This window comes from Streptomyces sp. NPDC001137 (assembly GCF_040298885.1).
Lineage (GTDB): Bacteria > Actinomycetota > Actinomycetes > Streptomycetales > Streptomycetaceae > Streptomyces.
The window spans coordinates 293395-314005 of the sequence record NZ_JBEPBA010000004.1; the positions used below are offsets into that span (position 1 = coordinate 293395).

General features: G+C 69.3%; 18 protein-coding genes and 1 pseudogene. 13 read left to right on the forward strand and 6 right to left on the reverse strand.

Annotated elements, in window-relative coordinates; translation table 11 throughout:
- The first annotated feature begins 297 nt into the window (after window positions 1-297).
- The 5 genes from ABT254_RS09880 (at window position 298) to ABT254_RS09900 (ending at window position 4924) form a co-directional block, all read left to right on the forward strand.
- Entirely contained in the window at window positions 298-1887 is a 1590-nt protein-coding gene (locus ABT254_RS09880; protein WP_351466242.1) for a sensor histidine kinase, read from the forward strand.
- Window positions 1884-2291: a roadblock/LC7 domain-containing protein gene (locus ABT254_RS09885; protein WP_016434374.1), complete on the forward strand. Its 408-nt coding sequence runs from the start codon at window positions 1884-1886 to the stop codon at window positions 2289-2291. Before ABT254_RS09880 ends, ABT254_RS09885 begins: the two co-directional genes overlap by 4 nt.
- Window positions 2288-2701: a DUF742 domain-containing protein gene (locus tag ABT254_RS09890; RefSeq protein WP_351466246.1), complete on the forward strand. Its 414-nt coding sequence runs from the start codon at window positions 2288-2290 to the stop codon at window positions 2699-2701. The genes ABT254_RS09885 and ABT254_RS09890 overlap by 4 nt, the downstream gene beginning before the upstream one ends.
- Window positions 2682-3302 carry a GTP-binding protein gene (locus tag ABT254_RS09895; protein WP_351466249.1) on the forward strand — a complete coding sequence of 207 codons (621 nt, stop codon included), beginning with the start codon at window positions 2682-2684 and terminating at the stop codon, window positions 3300-3302. Before ABT254_RS09890 ends, ABT254_RS09895 begins: the two co-directional genes overlap by 20 nt.
- A gap of 131 nt (window positions 3303-3433) precedes the next feature.
- Window positions 3434-4924 (forward strand): cytochrome P450, encoded by a 1491-nt coding sequence (locus ABT254_RS09900; RefSeq protein ID WP_351466251.1) that lies wholly within the window; start codon window positions 3434-3436, stop codon window positions 4922-4924.
- Here ABT254_RS09900 and ABT254_RS09905 read toward each other — a convergent pair.
- On the reverse strand, window positions 4918-5868 hold the full coding sequence (locus tag ABT254_RS09905; protein WP_351466254.1) for an RluA family pseudouridine synthase: 951 nt from the start codon (window positions 5866-5868) through the stop codon (window positions 4918-4920). The genes ABT254_RS09900 and ABT254_RS09905 overlap by 7 nt on opposite strands.
- Window positions 5869-5935: 67 nt before the next feature.
- On the opposite strand from ABT254_RS09905, the pseudogene ABT254_RS09910 reads away from it, so the two are divergent.
- Window positions 5936-6416: pseudogene (locus ABT254_RS09910) on the forward strand (GNAT family N-acetyltransferase).
- A 53-nt stretch (window positions 6417-6469) separates the two neighbouring features.
- On the opposite strand, the gene ABT254_RS09915 reads toward ABT254_RS09910, so the two are convergent.
- Both ABT254_RS09915 and ABT254_RS09920 read right to left on the reverse strand, forming a co-directional pair.
- On the reverse strand, window positions 6470-7672 hold the full coding sequence (locus ABT254_RS09915) for a hypothetical protein (protein ID WP_351466257.1): 1203 nt from the start codon (window positions 7670-7672) through the stop codon (window positions 6470-6472).
- A 324-nt stretch (window positions 7673-7996) separates the two neighbouring features.
- On the reverse strand, window positions 7997-9556 hold the full coding sequence (locus ABT254_RS09920) for an amino acid permease (RefSeq protein ID WP_351466260.1): 1560 nt from the start codon (window positions 9554-9556) through the stop codon (window positions 7997-7999).
- Between the two features lie 230 nt (window positions 9557-9786).
- On the opposite strand from ABT254_RS09920, the gene ABT254_RS09925 reads away from it, so the two are divergent.
- The 3 genes from ABT254_RS09925 to ABT254_RS09935 all read left to right on the forward strand — a co-directional run bounded on the left by ABT254_RS09925 (window position 9787) and on the right by ABT254_RS09935 (window position 12381).
- Entirely contained in the window at window positions 9787-10407 is a 621-nt protein-coding gene (locus ABT254_RS09925) for a PadR family transcriptional regulator (protein ID WP_351466263.1), read from the forward strand.
- 184 nt (window positions 10408-10591) lie between these two features.
- Window positions 10592-11608 (forward strand): ATP-binding cassette domain-containing protein, encoded by a 1017-nt coding sequence (locus ABT254_RS09930; RefSeq protein ID WP_351466266.1) that lies wholly within the window; start codon window positions 10592-10594, stop codon window positions 11606-11608.
- Window positions 11605-12381 (forward strand): ABC transporter permease, encoded by a 777-nt coding sequence (locus tag ABT254_RS09935; protein WP_351466269.1) that lies wholly within the window; start codon window positions 11605-11607, stop codon window positions 12379-12381. The genes ABT254_RS09930 and ABT254_RS09935 overlap by 4 nt, the downstream gene beginning before the upstream one ends.
- A gap of 70 nt (window positions 12382-12451) precedes the next feature.
- On the opposite strand, the gene ABT254_RS09940 is transcribed toward ABT254_RS09935, so the two are convergent.
- The 3 genes from ABT254_RS09940 to ABT254_RS09950 form a co-directional block, all read right to left on the reverse strand.
- Window positions 12452-13300: a siderophore-interacting protein gene (locus ABT254_RS09940; RefSeq protein WP_351466272.1), complete on the reverse strand. Its 849-nt coding sequence runs from the start codon at window positions 13298-13300 to the stop codon at window positions 12452-12454.
- A gap of 128 nt (window positions 13301-13428) precedes the next feature.
- Window positions 13429-14358, reverse strand: coding sequence for a 5'-3' exonuclease (locus tag ABT254_RS09945; RefSeq protein WP_351466890.1), 930 nt, complete (start codon window positions 14356-14358; stop codon window positions 13429-13431).
- A gap of 21 nt (window positions 14359-14379) precedes the next feature.
- A complete protein-coding gene (locus ABT254_RS09950; RefSeq protein ID WP_351466275.1) occupies window positions 14380-14733 on the reverse strand; it encodes a hypothetical protein in 354 nt (117 codons plus the stop codon).
- A 137-nt stretch (window positions 14734-14870) separates the two neighbouring features.
- Between ABT254_RS09950 and ABT254_RS09955 the strand changes: the two genes are divergently transcribed.
- From ABT254_RS09955 to ABT254_RS09970, 4 genes are all read left to right on the forward strand, one after another.
- Window positions 14871-15920 carry a quaternary amine ABC transporter ATP-binding protein gene (locus ABT254_RS09955; protein ID WP_351466278.1) on the forward strand — a complete coding sequence of 350 codons (1050 nt, stop codon included), beginning with the start codon at window positions 14871-14873 and terminating at the stop codon, window positions 15918-15920.
- Window positions 15913-18516: an ABC transporter permease/substrate binding protein gene (locus tag ABT254_RS09960; RefSeq protein ID WP_351466281.1), complete on the forward strand. Its 2604-nt coding sequence runs from the start codon at window positions 15913-15915 to the stop codon at window positions 18514-18516. Before ABT254_RS09955 ends, ABT254_RS09960 begins: the two co-directional genes overlap by 8 nt.
- A gap of 685 nt (window positions 18517-19201) precedes the next feature.
- Window positions 19202-19777, forward strand: a complete 576-nt coding sequence (locus tag ABT254_RS09965) for a helix-turn-helix domain-containing protein (RefSeq protein ID WP_351466284.1) — start codon at window positions 19202-19204, stop codon at window positions 19775-19777.
- A 5-nt stretch (window positions 19778-19782) separates the two neighbouring features.
- Entirely contained in the window at window positions 19783-20502 is a 720-nt protein-coding gene (locus ABT254_RS09970; RefSeq protein WP_351466287.1) for a helical backbone metal receptor, read from the forward strand.
- The last annotated feature ends 109 nt before the right edge of the window (window positions 20503-20611 follow it).

Consider the following 20611-nt stretch of genomic DNA (forward strand, 5'->3'; position numbering starts at 1 on the left):
ACCTTCACTCGTCACGGTGAGTGTTTTTCGTACGCCTGTGCGTCGTGACGCGGCGTGTTCGAAAGACTGCCGAGTGTGTAAATGGAGCCGAGGTTACCCCTTGGTCCGGTCCCATTTCAGGTGCTTGCTGAATATGACACGGCGATGATCCGGTCGGACTAAGCTCGCCCGCAGCGCACCGAGTTGAGGCGTATTCGTGCGCTTGTTCCCAAAAATACCGAAGATCCTACGCAGTCCCATGCGTACCCCACTTGCAAGCTCCCCAGACACCCAGCCGATCTTTTTCAGAGGGCCTACATGGTGAGTGTTCAATCCCCTCCCGGGCGCCGTGAACTTCCTTACGCGCGCGTGCTGTTGCTGCCCGCGATACTGATGGCCGCAGCGACCGGAGCGGCCGTCGCCCTGGTGACCGTGCCGGCCCGCGCGGCCGTCATGTGGTGCGGCGCCGTCGCCACGCTCCTCGTGGTCGCGACGACGGCCGAAGCAGTACGGCGCGGCCGTGCCCTGCGGGCCCTGCGCGAGGAAAGCGCCCGTCACCGTGCGTACATGGAACGGCGGATCGCCGGACACGAGCAGGAGGTCCACCGCCTCTCGCACGAGATCGTCCCCACCGCCATCGAGTACCTGCGCGGCGGGCATTCGCCCAGAGAGGTGGTCCGTCTCCTCGGCGACATCGACCCCGCCTACCGCGATCTGCCCAAGGCCCAGGTGGCGTTGGTCAGGCGGATGCTCGACATCATCGACACCGAGGAAGCCCTGCGGGACTCCTCCCAGCGCTCCTTCGTCAACATCGCCCGCCGCGTCCAGGCGATCGTGCACCAACAGGCCAAGGAACTCCGCGAGATGGAGGAGGACCACGGCCGCAACCCCGAGGTCTTCGACGACCTGCTGCGCATCGACCACGGCACCGCGCTGATCGGCCGCCTCGCCGACTCCATCGCGGTGCTCGGCGGCGGCCGCCCCGGACGCCAGTGGCCGCAGCCCGTGCCGCTGTACAGCGTGCTGCGCGGCGCCATGTCCCGGATCCTGGAGTACCGGCGCATCTCGCTCGACAACATCGCCAAGGTCAACATCCGCGGCATCTCCGTCGAGCCGGTCATCCACGCCTGCGCCGAACTCCTCGACAACGCCACGCGCTACTCGCCGCCGCAGACGAAGGTGCACGTCATCGCGAGCGAGGTGCAGACCGGTATCGCCATCGAGATCGAGGACGCCGGCGTCAGCCTCAGCGAGGAGGCCCGCGCCAAGGCCGAGACCATGCTGGAGCGCGCCCAGGCCGGCGTCGACCTCCAGGAACTCGGCGACGCCCCGCGACTGGGCCTGGCCGTCGTGGGCCGTCTGTGCAAGGCGTTCGACATGCAGATCTCGCTGCGTGCCTCCGCGTACGGCGGTGTCCGCGCCGTCCTCGTCATCCCGCGTGTGATGGTGACCACCGACGAGGCGCCCGGCCTCGCCCACGGCATCGGCGCCACAGCGTCTCCCAAGCTGGAACTCGGTGCGCTCGAAGGTCCCAAGCGCGCACCGAAGCGGCGGCGTCCCACCAGCCCGCGCATCCCGGCCGGCGTGTCCATGGAGGACGAGATCCCCGAGGTCACCGAGTGGACCGCGGGCGGCCTGCCGCAGCGCCGCAGCCGGGTCAAGATCCCGCTCAGCCAGCGGCTCGCCGAACAGGCCGCCGCCGAGGAGGCCGAGCGGGAGGCCCGGGCGAGCAGGCCCGCCTGGGCGACGCCCGTGCCCGAGCCCGAGCCGGAGACCAAGGAAACCGAACCCGGGCTGTGGGTCGAGGCGTTCTGGGAGGGCCTCAAGGGCGCCCCGGACCCGACCGCATTCACCCAGCCGACCAACGAGCCGGCCCTCGAGGCCGACGACGAGAGGGACCACAAGTGATCCAGCAGCGAGCCAACTTCGACTGGATGCTCAAGGATCTCGCCGACGGAGTACCGGGCATCGAGATGATCGTGGTGCTGTCCGCCGACGGCCTGCGCATCGCTCGCTACGGGGGCGATCCGGACGCCGCCGACCGCGTCGCCGCGGCCTGCGCGGGACTGCAGAGCCTGGCCGGTGCCGTCGCCCACGAGATCCCGGGCAGCGACGGCCGCATGAAGCTGGTCATCATCGAGATCAACGGCGGCTACTTCTATCTGATGGCGGCGGGAGCCAACGCCTACCTCGCGGTGCTCTCCGACGTGGTCGCCGAACCCGGACTGATGAGCAACCGCATGCGCGATCTCGTCGTACGCATCGGGGCCCACCTCACCAGTCCGCCCCGGCGCAATGGGCAGACCGTATGACTCCTCCGCAACGCCGGCGGCGACACCCCAGTCAGGAAACCGCAGAACCTCCCCCGACACCCTCCAAGGAAGGCCATGAGGGTGACCCGAAGGCCCCGGAGCGGCTCTACGTCGTCGCCGGACCGGACGGGGAACGCGCCGACATCGACCTGGTCACGTTAATCGTGGCGCGCGCCGACCCGCCGCCTTCCGCCACCCCGGAGCAGACGGCGATGCTCCGGCTGTGCACGGCCCCCCTCTCGGTGGCCGAGCTCTCGGCCTATCTGAGTCTGCCGTTCAGCGTGGTGACCGTGCTGCTGACCGAGATGCTGACGGCAGAACTGGTGCAGGCGCGCGCCCCGATCGTCCGGCAGGCGCTCCCCGACCGTTCCCTTCTCGAAGCGGTGATGCATGGACTTCAAAGGCTCTGACACCATCCCCGGACCACGAACAGAGGATCATCTGCCGCACACGGCCCAGGCCGCGGTGAAGATCGTGATCGTGGGCGGCTTCGGAGTCGGCAAGACGACGATGGTCGGCTCGGTCAGCGAGATCAGACCGCTGACCACCGAGGAGACCATGACGCAGGCCGGCGTCGGGGTCGACGACAACTACGGCTCCGAGTCCAAGACGGCCACCACCGTGGCCATGGACTTCGGCCGCATCAGCATCACCGACCAGCTGGTGCTCTACCTCTTCGGCACCCCCGGCCAGGAACGCTTCTGGTTCCTGTGGAACGGGCTGTTCGAGGGCGCGCTGGGCGCGGTCGTACTGATCGACACCCGTCGGCTCGAGGTCAGCTTCGACGTCATAGGGCGCCTGGAGGAGCGCGGCGTGCCCTTCGTGGTGGCCGTCAACTCCTTCCCCGACGCGCCCCGTTACCCCATCGCCGAACTGCGCACCGCACTCGACCTGTCCGAGGAGATCCCGATCATCGACTGCGACGCACGCCGCCGGGCCTCCAGCCGGGACGTCCTGATGACACTGCTGCGCTTCCTGCACGCGCTGGCGCGGGCCAGGGCCGGCACATGAGCCCCGCGCACTGCTTCTCCCGTATACCCGGCCAGCCCACATTCCGGGCCATCCCGTGTTCCCGGCTTCGCTCGAACCGGGGCCCCATCACCTCCTGTACACCGGATCCACTCAGCTTCGGAGCGACGATCGTGACGCCTGAACCCCTCTCCCCGACCGGTACGGACGAGTCCCTGGCCGGCCCGCCTCCGGGCTGCCCCGCGCACGGGAAAGGCATCGGTCCCGGCGGGCTGCGCCGGCTGTACGGCCCCGGGGCGGAGAACCTGGGAGCCGTGTACGAGAAGCTCCGCGAAGAGCACGGTCCCGTGGCTCCCGCGCTGCTGCACGAGGACGTGCCGATCTGGGTGGTGCTCGGTCACAGCGAGAACCTGCACATGGTGAGCACGCCCGCGCAGTTCTGCAAGAACAACAGGTTGTGGAAGCCGATGCAGGACGGGACGGTCAAGCCCGACCACCCGCTCATGCCGCACTTCGCCTGGCAGCCGATCTGCGCCCACGCCGAAGGCGACGAGCACGTGCGGCTGCGCGGGGCAGTCACCGCCGCCATGTCGACCATCGATCAACGGGGCGTTCGCCGCCACATCAACCACGCGACCCAGCACCTCGTGAACAAGTTCTGCGAGAAGGGCAGGGCTGACCTGGTCGGCCAGTTCGCCGAATACCTGCCGATGGCGGTGATGTGCGAGGTCCTCGGGATGGCCGACGAGTACAACGATCGGATGGTGCACGCCGCTCGCGACATGCTCAAGGGCACCGAGACCTCCATCGCCAGCAACGCGTATGTCATGGACGTCCTGATGCGGCTCACCGCCCGCCGCCGGGCCGAACCCGAGGACGACTTCACCAGCCACCTGATCAACAACGAGGCGCGGCTCAACGACGAGGAGGTCGGCCAGCACCTGCGTGTCGTCCTGATGGCGGCGTACGAGGCCACCACCAATCTCATCGCCAACGTGCTGCGAATGGTGCTCACCCACCCGGGGTTCCGCGCCCAGCTCAACGGAGGCCAGATGACCGTGCCCCAGGCGGTCGAGCAGTCCCTGTGGGACGAGCCGCCGTTCAGCACCGTCTTCGCCTACTTCGCCAAGCAGGACACCGAGCTGGGCGGCAAGCGCATCCGCAAGGGCGACGGCCTCCTCCTGGGCATCGCGCCAGGCAACGTGGACCCGCGCGTCCGTCCGGACCTGTCGGCCAACATGATGGGCAACCGTTCCCACCTCGCCTTCAGCGGTGGCCCGCACGAGTGCCCGGGCCAGGACATCGGCCGCGCCATCGCCGACGTCGGCGTCGACGCGCTGCTGAACCGTCTTCCCGACGTCCAACTTGACTGTGACGAGGGCGAGTTGCGGTGGGTGACCGGCATCTCGAACCGCCACCTGGTGGAACTGCCGGTCCGCTTCGAGCCGAAGCCCCAGCAGAACGTGAAGGCGAAGCCCGGCCACGCCCCCGTCCCGGCGCAGCGCACCGACTGGCAGGTCGGCAGCAAGCAGCCCGAGCCGGCCGCCCCCACCCCGGAGCTGCAGCCGGCGGCACCGCCCCAGCAGGCCGCGCCGGCACCTGAGCAGCCGGCTCGCCCGAAGGGTGCCTGGCGCCGCTTCCTGACCTGGTGGCGCGGCTACTGACCGGCCCAGCCGCCGTAGGAGCTCCAGGCCTCCAGGGTCCGCGCACTCCGGAACCGGTGCTCCACCCCCGTGACCGGATCGGTGAACTCCAGCGTCCGAGCCAGCAGTTGGAGCGGTCGCCGGAAGTCACCAGCCGGCACGGGGTCGGTCACCACCGGGTAGAGCGGATCGCCGAGGATGGGCACCCCGAGCGCGTTCATATGGACACGGAGCTGATGGGTCTGCCCGGTGCTGGGAATCAGCCGGTACCGCCCCAGGCCGTCGGCACGGTGCTCGACCAGCTCCACCCGGCTGACGGCGTTCGGCTCGCCCTCCACCTCGTGGGCGGCGAGCACCCCACGCTCCTTCACGATGCGGCTGCGCACCGTCCGGGGAAGGGCGAGACCTGGATCGTACGGCGCCACCGCCTCGTACTCCTTCGCTATCCGCCGGTCGCGGAACAGCGACTGGTACGCGCCGCGTTCCTCGGGCCGCACCGTGAACAGCACGAGCCCGGCGGTGAGCCGGTCCAGCCGGTGCGCGGCCCCCAGCGTGGGCAGGCCCAGTTCCCGGCGCAGCCGCGCGAGCACGGTCTCGGTGACGTGGCTGCCGCGCGGGGTGGTGGCCAGGAAGTGCGGCTTGTCCGCGACGACGATGTGCTCGTCCCGGTGCACGACCCGAAGCGGGTACGGCACCGGTACCTCCTCGGGCAGCTCGCGGTGGAACCACACGAACATGCCGGGTTCGTACGCCGCGTCGGGCGCGACGGCCCGCCCGTCGGCTCCGACGATCTGCCCCGCGTCGAACATCCCGTCGACGGCCCCTGCGCCCGCCCCGCTCAGCCGCTCGACCAGATGCTCGCGCACGGTGGCCCACGGCCCCCCGGCGGGCAGCCGCACCCGCACCGGATCCACCCCCCGCCGTTGCGGCAGCGGGGCGGGCGGGATCCGTGGCTTGCGTCTCATCACGATCAAGCGTACGGCGCCGAAAAACCGGCTGGACCGGCCGCGCCCCACGGGCAGGATGCGGATCATGCCCTACACCACCGGACCCGTGCTGCCCTCCGGAAGCCTCGCCCGATCCCCGCAGCCTGTGCTCTCCACCGGCGACGGGCTGGTGCTGCGCCCCTGGCGGCCCGAGGACGCGCCCGCCGTGCACGAGACCTTCCAGGATCCGCTCATGCACCAGTGGCATCTGCGGACCAGCGACTCGGAGGCGGAGGCCGCGGGCTGGATCGAGGGATGGCTGAAGGAGTGGGAAGGCGAGCGCATCGCCCAGTGGGCCGTGACCGACGCGGACAGCGACCGGTTGCTGGGGCGGGTGGCGTTGCGCGAGATCGTGCGAGGAGATCGGCTTTCACCGCCTCGAACTCCTGCACGCCGCCGCCAACTTGGCCTCCTGCCGGGTCGCAGCCAAGACCGGCTTCGCCCTGGAAGGGGTCAAGCGCAGCGCCTTCCTGCACTCCGACGGCTGGCACGACATGCACCTGCACGCACGTGTGCAGGGCGACTGACCTGCACACGTGTGCACGAGAGCTGTCCGCATATGCGTTTGTGACAGAACTTGTCATCCGGCGCGACGGTGCGACCACATAAATCGGCGCGCTGAATCCTCTTCGCCGCTGTGGAACATTTTCTCGAGCCATTCATCCGTCGGCATTTCACCGAAGAGGCGCTTGAGTTCGCGGGCCATCGGCGGAGCCAGCGGGAATCGCCCGCCATGCCGACGTTCCTGGTACCGGTCCTGTATCTGCACGAAGAGAAAACCGCTGCGGCCGAAGTGTACTAACGGCTCGGGCGCACCGGTGAAGACCAGATCGTCGATGAGATCGAGATAGATCGACCGGTAGCTGGCCTTCTTTTTCTCCGACCGGTGGCCGTTCGGGGTCGGCTGGTGATTGTCCATCGAGTAGATGCCGAGCGTCGACTTGCACAGGTCCATCGAGAGGCAGTCGCACACGGCACTGTCCATGAGCCAGGGGAAGGAGACCGGGCCGGTTTCGCTGTTCCGGGCGACCATGATCGCAGTGCCATATGCATTTCCGGTGTTCCCCCGGAATATGACACCGTCCCACATGCTCGGCGAGTTCTGCAACTCCTCGTGGAGTCCGACGTGTTCGTCCCCCGGGTGGAAGTCCATCTTCTCCGCGTACTGCGCGATGGACTGCCTGACCAGAGACAGCAGCGCATGGACTGCGTCGCGCCCCCAGCCGTCCGTGTCCATCGCCTCCACGAGATCACCCACGGAGCGGCCGTACATGCGGAAACGGCCGCTGACCAGATCGAGTGGAGGTACGCAGATGTCGTCGAGGATGGTGGCGAAGGCGATGTAGTGCAGACCCAGTGGATCTGCGTCGTATCGCTCGCCGACCCAGCAGGCCATCCACTGGATGGTGTCCCGGCACGCGCGTGACACTGTGTCGGCGGCGGTGGCATCGCGCTTCTTCGTCCAGTCGGCATAGTGCTGCGGGGGCCCGCCGCGCTGCCCCTCCACCGAATCCCACCGCTCCACGACCTCTTCCAGCAACGGCCACACGTTGATCCGGTGGCGCTGCGCGATCGGGCCCACGTAACCGTCCCCGCCCATCACCGTGTACAGGTGGGCGGTCTGCTTGTTGTAACGGGACCTCGTGGTCGAGGGACGGACGGCCTCCACGGGTTTTCGCGGGTAATGCAGGAATGTGCAGGTCGTATCGCGATCGCAATTCGGTCCGCACCAGAGCTCATGCGAACGGTGCAGCAGTTGCTGAATGCCGCGTGCTTCTGACATATGCGCCAGAGCCTCCTGCGCGGAGCCCTTCCAAGCGAGCATGTCCGGGGTTACTGCCGCGACTTCGACGCAACTTGTTGCCATGACCACGAGCCTCCGCAAGAACATCCCACTTCTGGCTTTAATCCCCAGCGTGCGCGCGACGTCGTTCCCCGTGAAGGAGCGTAGGAGGAGCGTACGACGGCACACGAGGGGCGCACTTGGTTGAAATGTTGTCATGTGTGGCATCGATCCGAAAGTGTTGGGTCCCATTCGTTCGTGGCTGTGCGAGTGAACTGGTGGGAAATGCGCGACACTTGTTGCATCTGTGCACGAAGCGTCCGGCTATCGAGTCGGATCCGGGAGGGCCGGAGCGGTTTCCCGGGCGGTGTGCGCGCGCCGAGTGCGCCCCCACTGGTACAGGGCTCCGACCCCTACTGTGACCAGCAAAAACAGCACCGTGAACCACTGGAAGTACCAGTGCCCGCCCGCCGGGTCGTACACCGCCGCCCTCGGCCAGGCCAGGTTGACCGTCATGAGGAGGCCGTAGAGGAGGGCGAGGGCGTTGACCGGGATGCCCCAGCGGCCCAGGGAGAAGAGGCGGCCGCCCGTCTCGTCGGTGCCCTCGGAGGTGAACTCGCCGCGCAGGCGGCGGATCAGGAGCGGGCCCGTGACCATCGCGTACGCGAGGTACAGCATCACGATGCAGGTGGTGCCGATGGCCAGGAAGGCGTCCGGGGAGACGAAGTTGAGCAGCAGGAGCGCCGCGGCGAGGATGCCGACGACGAGAGCGGGGGCACCCGGCATGCCCGTGCCCGGGTTGACGCGGGCGAGGCGGCGGGAGAAGGGGAGCTGGCCGTCGCGGGCCATGGAGAACAGCATCCGGCAGGCCGCGGTCTGGATGGCGAGGGTGGCCACCGCGATCGCCACCACCACGTCGGCCAGCAGCACCTTGCCGACGCCGTCGCCGAGGCTGCTGGTGAGGACGTAGCTCAGACCGTCGACGCCCAGCCGGCCGTCGGTCAGGCTGGGCGCGGCGAGCAGGCCACCGAGGATGACCAGGCCGCCGAGCAAGCCCGCGGCGCCCAGTGCCGTGAGGATCGTGCGGGGCGCCGTGCGCCGAGGGTGGTGTGTCTCCTCGCTCATCTCGCCCGCGCTGTCGAAGCCGATCATCACGTACGCCGCCGTGAAGGAACCCACGGCAAGTGCCCCGAAGAGGCCGGAACTTGCGGCTCCCGTGGTGTGGAAGGTGATGCCGGGGGAGCGCTTCGAATGGGTGAGCAGCAGCACGACGATGAGCGCCGCACCGATGATCTCGGCGGTCACGCCGACCCGGTTGACCAGGGACATCACCCGGTTGTCCACGATGTTCACGAGCGTGGTCAGCACCAGCAGGATCACTCCGAGGACCGCCGCGTTCGCCGCGCCGTCCTGAGACGTCACCGCCGAGTCGGTGCCCACCAGCTGGAAGCCCGACCAGATCGCCGGCAGCACCATCTGCAGGGCCAGCGCCGCCGCCGCGACCACCACGATCTGTCCGATCACCATGATCCAGCCGGCGAACCAGCCGAAGGTGACGTTCGAAAGCCGGGAGGACCACTGGTAGATGGCGCCCGAGATCGGATACCGGGCGGCCAGCTCCGCGAAGCACGCGGCCACCAGCAGCTGCCCGACCAGCACCACCGGCCAGGCCCAGAAGAAGACGGGGCCGCCGAACGCGTACCCGAAGGCGAAGAACTGGAAGACGGTCGTCAGGACGGAGATGAAGGAGAACCCGGCCGCGAAGGAGGCGTACCGGCCCAGGCTGCGATGCAGTTCCTGGCGGTAGCCGAACTCCGCGAGCGAGCCGTCGTCGGGTGAGTGCGGTGGATCGGGGCGTACGTCGGAGGGGGTGGTTGTCGTCACGGCGGCACCTGCCTTCGGCGCGGGGGAGCGGGGAGTGGCGCGGGTTCCTGTCAGGCGACAGAAATTAGGGACGGCCTGTTTCGTGCGCGTCACGCCGCCATGTCCGCGACGGGCCCAAGTCCTCACTCCCTTGCTATGCGTGGCTAAACGCGATACATCGTGTGTATTGACGCTCGGGCGGGGATCGCGATATGTTCGCTCACGGATATTCGTAAGCGAGGTGATCGGTCATGGCGATGAAGCGCCGCAAGCTCAGCAATCCGCTGGCGCTCGCCGTGCTGGTCACCCTCTGGCAGAAGCCGATGCATCCGTACGAGATCGCCCAGACCCTGCGCCGACAGGGCAAGGACGTCAGTACGAAGATCAAGTACGGCTCGCTCTACACGGTCGTGCAGAACCTCCAGAAGTACGGCTTCGTCGAGGTCGCGGACGTCGAGCGGCAGGGCAACCGGCCGGAGCGCACGGTCTACGGGCTCACCGAGGCGGGGCGGGAGGAGATGGCCGACTGGCTGTCCGATCTGCTGGCCGTGCCGGCCAAGGAGTTCCCGATCTTCGAGACCGCGCTGTCACTGATCGGGGCGCTGCCCCCCGACGACGTGGTGCGGCTGCTCCAGGAGCGGCTGCAGAACCTCGAGGTGGACGTGGCGAGCGGGCGCGCGGCGCTGCAGAAGCTCGGCGAGACGCTCCCGCGGCTCTTCCTCGTCGAGGTCGAGTACCAGTTGCACATGGTCGAGGCGCAGGCGGAATGGGTCCGCGGTTTCCTGGAGGAGATCGAGAAGGGCTCGCTGCCGGGCGTCGACGGGTGGCGCCACTTCCATGAAACGGGGGAGCTGCCACCGGAGTTCACCTGACGAAACAGACCCCGGCCGGGCTGTTGCAGCAGCTGGGCCGGGGTCTCGAACCCCGAACCGAACCCGCCGTGAAGCGGCTCCGGGCGATCGAGGTGCGGCACACCCAGGATAGCCCGGCGCTCTTCATGCGGACGGATCGGTTGTCATCCGCTCGTTCGTCATCCGCTCATTCAGGAGAGCAGTCGTGAGTGCTACCCGTGCGCCCGCCGTGCAGGCGCGCCAGCTGATCAAGACCTACCCCGGTGAGGTCACCGCCCTGTGCGGCATGGACGTCACCGTCGAACCGGGCACCGTCTTCGGGCTCCTCGGGCCCAACGGCGCCGGCAAGTCCACCACCGTCAAGATTCTCACCACCCTCGCGAAGCCCGACTCGGGCACCGCCTGTGTCGCCGGGCACGACGTGCTGCGCCACCCGGACCGGGTGCGCCGCGCGATCGGTGTGGTCGCCCAGAGCTCCGGCGCCGATCCGGTCGCCACCGGCCGCGAGAACCTCCAACTCCAGGGCAGGCTCTACGGGTTGAGGGGTGCCACCCTCAGCAGTCGGGTGGACGAGCTGCTCGACCGCTTCAGTCTCGCGGATGCCGCGAAGCGTCCGGTCAAGGGCTACTCCGGCGGTATGCGCCGCCGACTGGACGTGGCCCTCGGTCTGGTGCACCGGCCCGAGGTGCTCTTCCTCGACGAACCCACCACCGGCCTCGATCCCGAGGCCCGCACGGCGATGTGGGACGAGATCGACCGGCTGGCGGGGGAAGAGGGGCTGACGATCCTGCTCACCACGCACTACCTGGAGGAGGCCGACCGGCTCGCCGAGCGCATCGCCATCGTCGACCGCGGCCGGGTCGTCGTCGAAGGCACCCCGGACGCCCTCAAGGGCGAACTCCGCGGCGACGCCGTGCACCTGGAGCTCGGGGAACCGGTCGGCGAGGCCGGCCGTACGCTCCTCGAAGGCGCCCTCGGCGGTCTGCCCGGGACGCACGAGGTGCTGGTCGAGGGGCGCCGGGTCAGTGTCCGCGCCGACGACGGGGCGGCCGCCGTACCCGCACTGCTCGGGGCGCTGGAGCGGGCCGGGGTCGGGGTCGCCGCCGCGACCGTCGCCCGGCCCTCCCTCGACGACGTCTACCTCCGCTACGCCGGCCGCCGTTACTCCGAGGCCGACGCCGAAGCCACCGGGAACCTCGTCCTCGCCGGAGGTGCGCGATGAGCACGGCCGTCTCCCAGACCTGGTACATGACGCAGCGTCAGCTCATGGTGTTCACCCGGCAGCCGGCGTACGCGGTCATCACCCTGATCCAGCCGGTGATCTGGCTCTTCCTGTTCGGCAACCTCTTCAAGAAGGTGGTCGAGCTGGGCGGCTTCGGGACGACGACGTACCTCGACTACCTCGTCCCGGGCGTCGTCGTGATGAGCGCGCTCAGCTCCAACATGTGGGCCGGGATGGGCACGCTGGAGGAGATCCAGCGGGGCACCCTCAACCGCTTCCTGACCACTCCGGTCAGCCGGGCCGCGCTGATGAACGGCAACGTCGTCAACAACGGCCTGATCACCGCGTTCCAGTCGGTCGTCATCGTGCTGCTGGCGCTGGCGGGCGGAGCCGAATACCCGGGCGGCGTCGGCGGCATCGCGATCCTGGTCCTCGCCTCCGTGCTGCTCGGGACCGTCTTCGGGGCGCTGTCCAACGCGCTGGGCATGCTGGTGCAGGAGCGGGAGTCGATCATCGGCATCAACACCTTCCTGCTGCTGCCGCTGACGTTCCTGTCGAGTGCCTTCATGGCGCCGTCCCAGATGCCGTCCTGGATGCGGCACATCGCCGACTTCAACCCGCTCAACTGGGCGATGGTCGCGGGCCGTTCGGCCCTGTCCGAGCATCCCGACTGGGGTGACGTGCTCAGCCGCGGCGGGGCGCTGCTGGCGCTCGCGGTGGCGGCGGTGTGGCTGTCGATCCGCACGTTCCGCTCGTACCAGCGGTCGGTGTGAGCGCACCTTCTGGCGCGACGGAAACAGCGAAGGGGCGGCACCTCGACGAGGTGCCGCCCCTTCGGACGTCTCATGCGGCGGACGCCGCCCTCTCCTGCTCCGCCTCGATGCGCGCGTTCCACTCCCGCTTGGAGGCCTGCCAGCCGTCCTCGTTGTGGCCGAGCCGCCAGTAGCCGGAGATCGACAGGTCCTCGCGCGGGATCGCCAGGTCGCAGCGCAGCAGCTGGCGCAGCTCCTTCACGAAGTGCGCCTCGCCGTGCACGAACGCATGCACCCGGCCCTCCGGGAATCGCAGCGACCGTACGGCCTCGACCAGCGCCTCTCCGACGGGCCGGTCTCCGCGGTGCAGCCAGACGACCTCCACGTCGGAGTCGATCTTCTGCTCCTCCTCGGGACCCGAGACCTCCACGAAGGCGTGCGCCGTGACGCCGTCGGGCAGCGACTCCAGGGAGCGGGCGATCGCCGGCAGGGCGCTCTCGTCGCCGACGAGCAGATGCCAGTCGGCACTGATGTCCGGGGCGTAGGCGCCGCCCGGGCCCATGAAGCGCACCGTCTCGCCCGGCTGGACGCGCGCCGCCCACGGGCCGGCCAGGCCCTCGTCGCCGTGGATCACGAAGTCCAGCGTCAGCTCGCGGTGGACCGGGTCCCAGGCCCGCACGGTGTATGTCCGGGTCACCGGCCACTGCTCGCGCGGGAGTTCCTCGCGGATGCGCTCCAGGTCGAAGGGCTCGGGATAGGCAACGCCCTCGGTCGGCGGGAACAGCAGCTTCACATAGTGGTCGGTGCAGGTGTCCGCCGCGAACGCGGCCAAACCCTCCCCACCGAGGACTACGCGCTGCATGTGCGGAGTCAGCCGTTCCGTGCGGACGACCTGCGCGGACTGGGCCTTCCGCGGCTTCCGTGCCGGGGGTTCTGCCATGGCGTCCTCCTGTTCCCAGGGTTGCTTAGGTTTACCTAAGTTAGCACCTTCCCTCGATTAACACCTCTCCCATGAACACTTGATGAGTGCGCGGTTGAACACTTGATGCGTGCGCGTCGCCGAAATCGTCAGGTCCCCAGCGTCGCCAGCAGACGCTGCAGCGAGCCGCCCAGTCCCCAGCGGACCGCCAGCTCGTCCAGCGCCGCCGCGTCGCGCGGGGTGTGCGGCAGGGCCGTGTCCACGTCAGGCAGCGGCACGTCGTCGGCGACCTTGACGACCTTCGGGGCCACGGCGACATACGGCCGCGCCTCGTCCAGCCGCTTGCGCTGCGACGGTGTGAGCTTCGCCTTCGGGTCCTCGACCGCGGCCATGATCCCGGCCAGGTCCCCGAACTCGGCGAGCAGCTTCGCGGCCGTCTTCTCGCCGATGCCCGGCACACCCGGCAGGCCGTCGCTCGGGTCGCCGCGCAGCAGCGCCAGATCCGCGTACCCCGGGCCGTCCACCCCATACTTCTCGCGCAGCCACGCCTCGTCGGTGAGCTGGAGCGTGCCGACGCCCTTGAGCGGGTAGAGCACGCGCACCCCACGCGCGTCGTCCACCAGCTGGTACAGGTCGCGGTCGCCGGTGACGATGTCGACCGGGCCCTTCGCCCGCGCGGTGAACGTGCCGATCACATCGTCCGCCTCGTACGGCTCGACACCCACGCGCGCGATGCCGAGCGCGTCGAGGACCGCCTCGATGACCGGTACCTGGGGGGAGAGCGTGTCCGGCACCTCCTCCTCGTCCGGGCCCACCTCGTGCTCCTCGGCGACGCGGTGCGCCTTGTAGGAAGGAATCAGGTCGACCCGCCACTGCGGGCGCCAGTCGGCGTCCATGCACGCCACCAGCTGGTCGGGTCGGTGGTCCTTGACCAGGCGGTCGATGAATTCGAGGAGCCCGCGCACGGCGTTCACCGGTGTGCCGTCCGGGGCCTTCACGGACTCCGGCACGCCGAAGTAGGCGCGGAAATAGAGCGAGGCGGTGTCGAGGAGCATCAGTCGTCCGGTCACGCCTCGCATCATGCCGTACGGCACTGACAGTCACCCGCCGGCGAGCAGCCACCGCCGGCGTGGACCTTCGGTCACCAGGGTGGCGGCGGCCAACAGGGAGACGAGGACGGCCGCCCAGGCGGGGAACAACCACCATGCGGAGATCACGGCCGCTACGAGTTGGAGCAGTACGAGCAGGACGGTGACCCGGCCCGGCACGGCGACGACGACCTTCTCCTTGTCCCCGGGAGTGGAGAAGACGGTCGGCAGACCGATCAGCACCAGCACCGCGAGGAGGGCGAGCGGCCAGGAGTGCGGCCACAGGGCCCAGGGCGTGGCGATCCAGGCCACCAGCTCCGTCGCGAAGCGCAGCACCGACGCGCGTGTGTCGTCCGGTCGTTCCACAGTCGTCCCCCCATCGATGTGAAGCAACGGCGGCGATCCTACGCACTGGTTGTGAACTCAACCACTTCCGCGTTTGTCCTGGTCGGCCGGGGGCAGGCGCGGCCTTCGTCCCCCCGACCCCATGATGAGAGGCAGACGTGTCAGCCAGGCTAGAGGCCGAACAGCTCTACAAGGTGTTCGGCAGACGACCCGAGGACGCAGTCGAGCGGCTCCGACAAGGAGCCGACCGGGAGGAGCTGCGCGCCGACGGCACCACAGCCGCCGTGATCGACGCCTCCTTCACCGTGGAACCGGGCCAGATCTTCGTCGTCATGGGCCTGTCCGGCTCCGGCAAGTCCACGCTGCTGCGCATGCTCAACGGCCTGCTGGAGCCGACGGCCGGACATGTCCGCTTCGACGGCGACGACCTGACCGCGCTCGGCGACCGCGAACTGCGCGCGGTCCGCGCGCGGAAGATCAGCATGGTCTTCCAGCACTTCGCGCTGTTCCCGCACCGCAGCGTCCTCGAGAACGCCGCCTACGGCCTGGCCGTGCAGGGCGTGCCCCGCGCCGAGCGCGAGCAGCGCGCCGGCGAGGCGCTGGCCCTGTGCGGACTGGCCGGCTGGGAGAAGTCCTGGCCCGACGAGCTGTCCGGCGGCATGCAGCAGCGCGTCGGCCTCGCCCGCGCGCTCGCCACCGACGCCGATCTGCTGCTGATGGACGAGTCGTTCAGCGCCCTGGACCCGCTGATCCGGCGCGACATGCAGGACCAGCTGCTCGAACTGCAGCGGAGCCTGAAGAAGACCATCGTCTTCATCACCCACGACCTCAACGAGGCCATGCGCCTGGGCGACCGCATCGCCGTCATGCGCGACGGCCGCATCGTCCAGACCGGCACGGCCGAGGACATCCTGCTGCGGCCCGCGAACGACTACGTCGCCTCCTTCATCCAGGACGTCGACCGCTCCCGCGTGCTGACCGCCTCCGCCGTCATGGACACGGACGTGAGCGGCGCCGAGGCCGACTGCGGCTGCACGAGCGAGTGCGAGACCGCGACGCCCGACACGCCGTTCACCGAACTCTGCGCGATGAGCGCCCGGACCACGCACCCCGTGGCCGTCCTCGACTCCCGGCGCAAACTCGTCGGAGTGGTCCCGACCCAGCGCCTGGTCGCCTTCCTCGGCAACGAGGAGGCCGCCCATGCCTAGGATCCCGCTCGGCGACTGGGTCAACAGCACCGTCGACTGGCTGCTGGCCCATGTGTCCTGGCTCTTCGACTTCTTCAAGAGCGTCTTCTCGGGCACCTACGACGGCATCGACGCCGTTCTGCAGGCCCCCGAACCCCTGCTGCTCGCGGGCATTTTCGCCGTGCTCGCGTTCTGGCTGCGCGGCACCCTGGCCGGTGTCCTGACCTTCGTGGGATTCGCCTTCATCGACTCCCTCGAACTGTGGGACGACGCGATGGTCACCCTCTCGCTCGTCCTCGTCGCCACCATCATCGCGCTGGTGATCTCGGTGCCCGTCGGCATCTGGGCCGCGCGCTCCAACCGGGTCAGCGGGCTCGTCCGGCCCGTCCTCGACTTCATGCAGACGCTGCCCGCGATGATCTACCTCATTCCGGCGATCCTGTTCTTCGGCACCGGTGCCTCCGCGGGCATCGTCGCCACCCTGATCTTCGCGCTCGCCCCCGGCGTGCGCATGACGGAACTGGGCATCCGCCAGGTCGACAAGGAACTGGTCGAGGCCGCCGAGGCCTTCGGCACCCCGCCCCGCGACACCCTCCTGCGCGTCCAGCTGCCCCTCGCCCTGCCGACCGTCATGGCCGGCGTGAACCAGGTCATCATGCTCGGCCTGTCCATGGCCGCGATCGCCGGCATGGTCGGCACCGGCGGCCTCGGCGGCGACGTCAACGAGGCCATCGGCCAGCTCAACGTGGGCCTCGGCTCCGAGGCCGGTGTGGCGATCGTGATCCTCGCGATCTACCTCGACCGGATGACCGGCGCCCTGGGCACCCATGTCTCCCCGCTGGGCCGCCGCGCCGCCGCCAAGGCCCGCGCCGCCCAGGGCCTGAAGATCTGGTCCTACCGGCCCAGCCCGCAGATCGCGGTCATCGGCGTCGTGATCCTCGCCCTGGTGGCGGGCGGCATGGGCGTCTTCGGCGGCAACAACAGCTCGACCCCGGTGGCAGGCGCCAAGGACGTCGGCCAGGGCAAGAAGATCAGCATCGGCTACATCCCCTGGGACGAGGGCGTCGCCTCCACCTACCTGTGGAAGGAGATCCTCGAACAGCGCGGCTACCAGGTGGACGCCAAGCAGTTCGACGCCGGCCCGCTCTACACCGCCCTCGCCCAGGGCACCGTCGACTTCCAGACCGACGCCTGGCTGCCGACCACGCACGCCCAGTACTGGAAGAAGTACGGCAGCAAGCTGGACGACCTCGGTGCCTGGTACGGCAAGACCTCCCTGGAGCTGAGCGTCCCCTCGTACATGAAGGGCATCGACTCCCTGGACGACCTCAAGGGCAAGGCGGGCACCTTCGGCGGGAAGATCACCGGCATCGAGTCCAGCGCCGGCGAGATGGCCCTGCTCAAGAGCAAGGTCCTGAAGGACTACGGCCTCGACCAGGAGTACAAGGTCGTCGACAGCTCCACCCCGGCGATGCTGGCCGAGCTCAAGCGGGCGTACAGCCAGAAGCAGCCCATCGTCGTCACGCTCTGGTCGCCGCACTGGGCGTACAACGACTACAAGCTGAAGAAGCTGAAGGACCCCAAGGGCGCCTGGGGCGAGGGCGACGGCGTGCACACGCTCGCCCGCAAGGGCTTCGCGGGCGACAACCCCGTCGTCGGCAAGTGGCTGAAGAACTTCAGGATGAGCGAGAAGCAGCTCACCAGCCTCGAGGCCGAGATCAACAAGGCGGGCAAGGGCAAGCAGCAGGACGCCGTGCGCGCCTGGCTGAAGGACAATCCGGGGTTCGTGGACAAGGCGGCCCCCGTCCAGAACACCTCCACCGAGGCCAAGCGGCCCGTGAACGTCGCCTGGTTCCCCTGGGACGAGGACATCGCCGTCACCTACCTCTGGAAGAACGTCCTGGAGCGGCGCGGCTACCAGCTCAACCTCAAGCAGATGGACGTCGGCCCGGTCTACACCGGTCTCGCCTCCGGAGACCTCGACGTCAACTTCGACGCCTGGCTGCCGTACGCGCAGAAGAACTACTGGGACAAGTCCAAGGACAGACTCAAGGACCTCGGCACCTGGTACCGGCCCACCTCGCTGGAGGTCGCCGTGCCCTCGTACGTCAAGGGCGTGAAGTCCTACGAGGACCTCAAGGGCAGGGCGAGCACCTTCGGCGGGAAGATCATCGGGATCGAGCCGGGCACCGGTGAGATGAACCTGCTCAAGACGAAGGTGCTGCCGGGCTACGGCCTGGACAAGGAGTACAAGGTCGTCGACGGCTCAACGCCGGCGATGCTGGCCGAGCTCAAGCGGGCCTACGCCCAGAAGAAGCCCGTCGCGGTGGTGCTGTGGTCGCCGCACTGGGCGTACAGCCGGTACGGCCTGACCAAGCTGAAGGACGACAAGAAGCTCTTCGGCGAGGGCAACACGATCCGCACCATCTCCAACGAGAAGTTCCCCGAGCAGTACCCGCAGCTCACCAAGTGGATCAAGAACTTCAGGATGAGCGAGGACGAGCTCGGCAGTCTGGAGGCCGAGATCAACAAGCGGGGCCAGGGCCATGAGGAGGAGGCCGTCGCCGCCTGGCTCAAGGAGCACCCGGACGTGGTCGGCCGGATGACACCTCAGTAGGACGGATGAGGATTCCGTAGGGAAGCACGCGCGCGTGGGCGGTCCGTTTCGCGACGGGCCGCCCACGCGCGCGTGAAGGGCGTACGAAAAGGATCCGGCCAACCACGGAGCGCCATGTCATCGCCCAAGCCTCCTCGCTCTGAGGGCCGGAAGTGCCGACCGCACATGCACCGCGCCGCGCAGCCCGCCCGGCCTCGCCGAAGCCGCCCCGGACGCCGCCTCGATGCATGGCGACACCATCGAACTGACCGGCCCTGACCGGCCGGACCGCGACACGAGGCACCAACTGGGCGCCGCCCCGCCGATGTCGGAAGCCGACGGCCGCATGCCTGCGATCCCGGCACCGGGCAGCCCCACCGGAGCCCTGTCCGCCCGTCCGCGGACGGCCGATCCCGCGCCACCCGCCCACGGCCCCCGCCACCGGCCCGGACCGCCCTGCGCCCCTGCTGGTCAGCGGCTTCGTCCCGAAGGAGGAATCCGCGCCCGGCGAGTCGGCGGAGCTCATCCACGGGTCGGAGTTGGCGCATTGACCGCACGCAGTGTTTACGGGGATGTGACGGGCGCATGAAACGGTTTGCCGAACCTGCGTAAGGTGCAGAGAACTCATCAAAGAGCCGCACCCCACCGGTGCACGGCACACGGAACCGCGCCACACGGATCACGAGCGAAGGAGGGAGCCGGAGCGATGGGCGACCACAAAGACGACCACAAGGATCAGCCCCTGCGAGTGGGCGCGGCCGTGCGGCGACGCCGTCGGGCGCTGCAGCTCACCCTCGCCGTGGTGGCCGAGCGCAGCGGCCTGTCGGTTCCGTTCCTGAGCCAGGTCGAGAACGACCGGGCGCGGCCCAGCAGAACCTCCCTCGAGAAGGTCGCCGACGCCCTGCGCACCACCGCCGTGGAGCTCCTCGCCGCCGCCGACCCGGCGTGCAGCGTGGACGTCGTGCGCGCGGAGCCCGAGCCTGCGGCGGACCCGCGGGTGCGCTCCCTGGTGCGGGGGCACCACCAGATGCACGCCTCGGAGTTCACCGGTGACCATGACGCGGGGCGCGAATTCCAGTACCGCAACGACCAGTTGATGTATGTCGCCGACGGCGCGGTGGAGATCGAGGCCGAGGGACGCGCCTACCGGCTCGGCCGCGGCGACACGCTGTATCTGACGGGCGGCGTACGCCACCGGTGGCGGGCGACAGTGTCGGACACGCGCGTGGTCGTCGTCGCCGTGGCCGAGCACGTCGAGGCGGTCCAGAACCGGTCGCGGTAGTGCCGGTGCGCGTCGTCTCCCTCGTCCCGTCGCTGACGGAGGCGATCGCGATCTCGGTCCCCGGCGCCCTGGTCGGCGCGACCGACTGGTGCACGCACCCCGCCGGCCTGGACGTCCCCCGTATCGGCGGCACCAAGAACCCGAAGCTGGACCGCGTCCTCGCGCTCGCCCCCGACCTGGTGGTGGCCAACGCGGAGGAGAACCGGGAGCCCGACCTGGCGGCGCTGCGCGGGGCGGGCGTCGAGGTCCTGGTGACGGTGGTATGTGACATACCACAGGCGTTCGCAGAGCTCGCCCGGGTGCTGGAGGCCTGCGGGGCGGCCTCCCGCCCCCGCTGGCTCGACGAGGCGCAGACCACCTGGTCCCGCCTGCCGCGCCCCGAGCGCCGTACGACGGCCGTGGTCCCGATCTGGCGCCGTCCCTGGATGGTCCTGGGCCGGGACACCTTCGCGGGGGACGTACTCGCCCGCCTCGGCGTCGACCACCTCTACGCCACCCATCCCGACCGCTACCCCCGCATCCCGCTCGACGACCTGCGGGCGGCCGCCCCGGACGTCGTCGTCCTCCCGGACGAGCCGTACCGCTTCACGGCCGACGACGGCCCGGAGGCGTTCCCCGGCCTGAGGTGCGCCCTGGTCAGCGGGCGCCATCTGACCTGGTACGGGCCGTCGTTGGTCGAGGCGCCGCGGGTGCTGGGCGGGGTGCTGCGAGCAGTGCTCCGCTGATCAGGCCGCGGGTCGTGTGCAGGGCGGTGGCCCGGGTGGCGACGAGCAGGACGTACGGTGCGGTCGCGAGCCGGCTGTGTGCGACGAGCAGGACGTACGGTGCGACCGC

Bases quoted from the DNA above. Each gene is read 5' to 3' on its own strand.
- ABT254_RS09895 (WP_351466249.1), top strand. From the start codon at position 2,682: ATGGACTTCAAAGGCTCTGACACCATCCCCGGACCACGAACAGAGGAT.
- ABT254_RS09890 (WP_351466246.1), top strand. From the start codon at position 2,288: ATGACTCCTCCGCAACGCCGGCGGCGACACCCCAGTCAGGAAACCGCA.
- ABT254_RS09915 (WP_351466257.1), bottom strand. From the start codon at position 7,672: ATGTCAGAAGCACGCGGCATTCAGCAACTGCTGCACCGTTCGCATGAG.
- ABT254_RS09935 (WP_351466269.1), top strand. From the start codon at position 11,605: ATGAGCACGGCCGTCTCCCAGACCTGGTACATGACGCAGCGTCAGCTC.
- ABT254_RS09965 (WP_351466284.1), top strand. From the start codon at position 19,202: ATGGGCGACCACAAAGACGACCACAAGGATCAGCCCCTGCGAGTGGGC.
- ABT254_RS09945 (WP_351466890.1), bottom strand. From the start codon at position 14,358: ATGCGAGGCGTGACCGGACGACTGATGCTCCTCGACACCGCCTCGCTC.
- ABT254_RS09905 (WP_351466254.1), bottom strand. From the start codon at position 5,868: ATGAGACGCAAGCCACGGATCCCGCCCGCCCCGCTGCCGCAACGGCGG.
- ABT254_RS09925 (WP_351466263.1), top strand. From the start codon at position 9,787: ATGGCGATGAAGCGCCGCAAGCTCAGCAATCCGCTGGCGCTCGCCGTG.
- ABT254_RS09880 (WP_351466242.1), top strand. From the start codon at position 298: ATGGTGAGTGTTCAATCCCCTCCCGGGCGCCGTGAACTTCCTTACGCG.
- ABT254_RS09940 (WP_351466272.1), bottom strand. From the start codon at position 13,300: ATGGCAGAACCCCCGGCACGGAAGCCGCGGAAGGCCCAGTCCGCGCAG.
- ABT254_RS09960 (WP_351466281.1), top strand. From the start codon at position 15,913: ATGCCTAGGATCCCGCTCGGCGACTGGGTCAACAGCACCGTCGACTGG.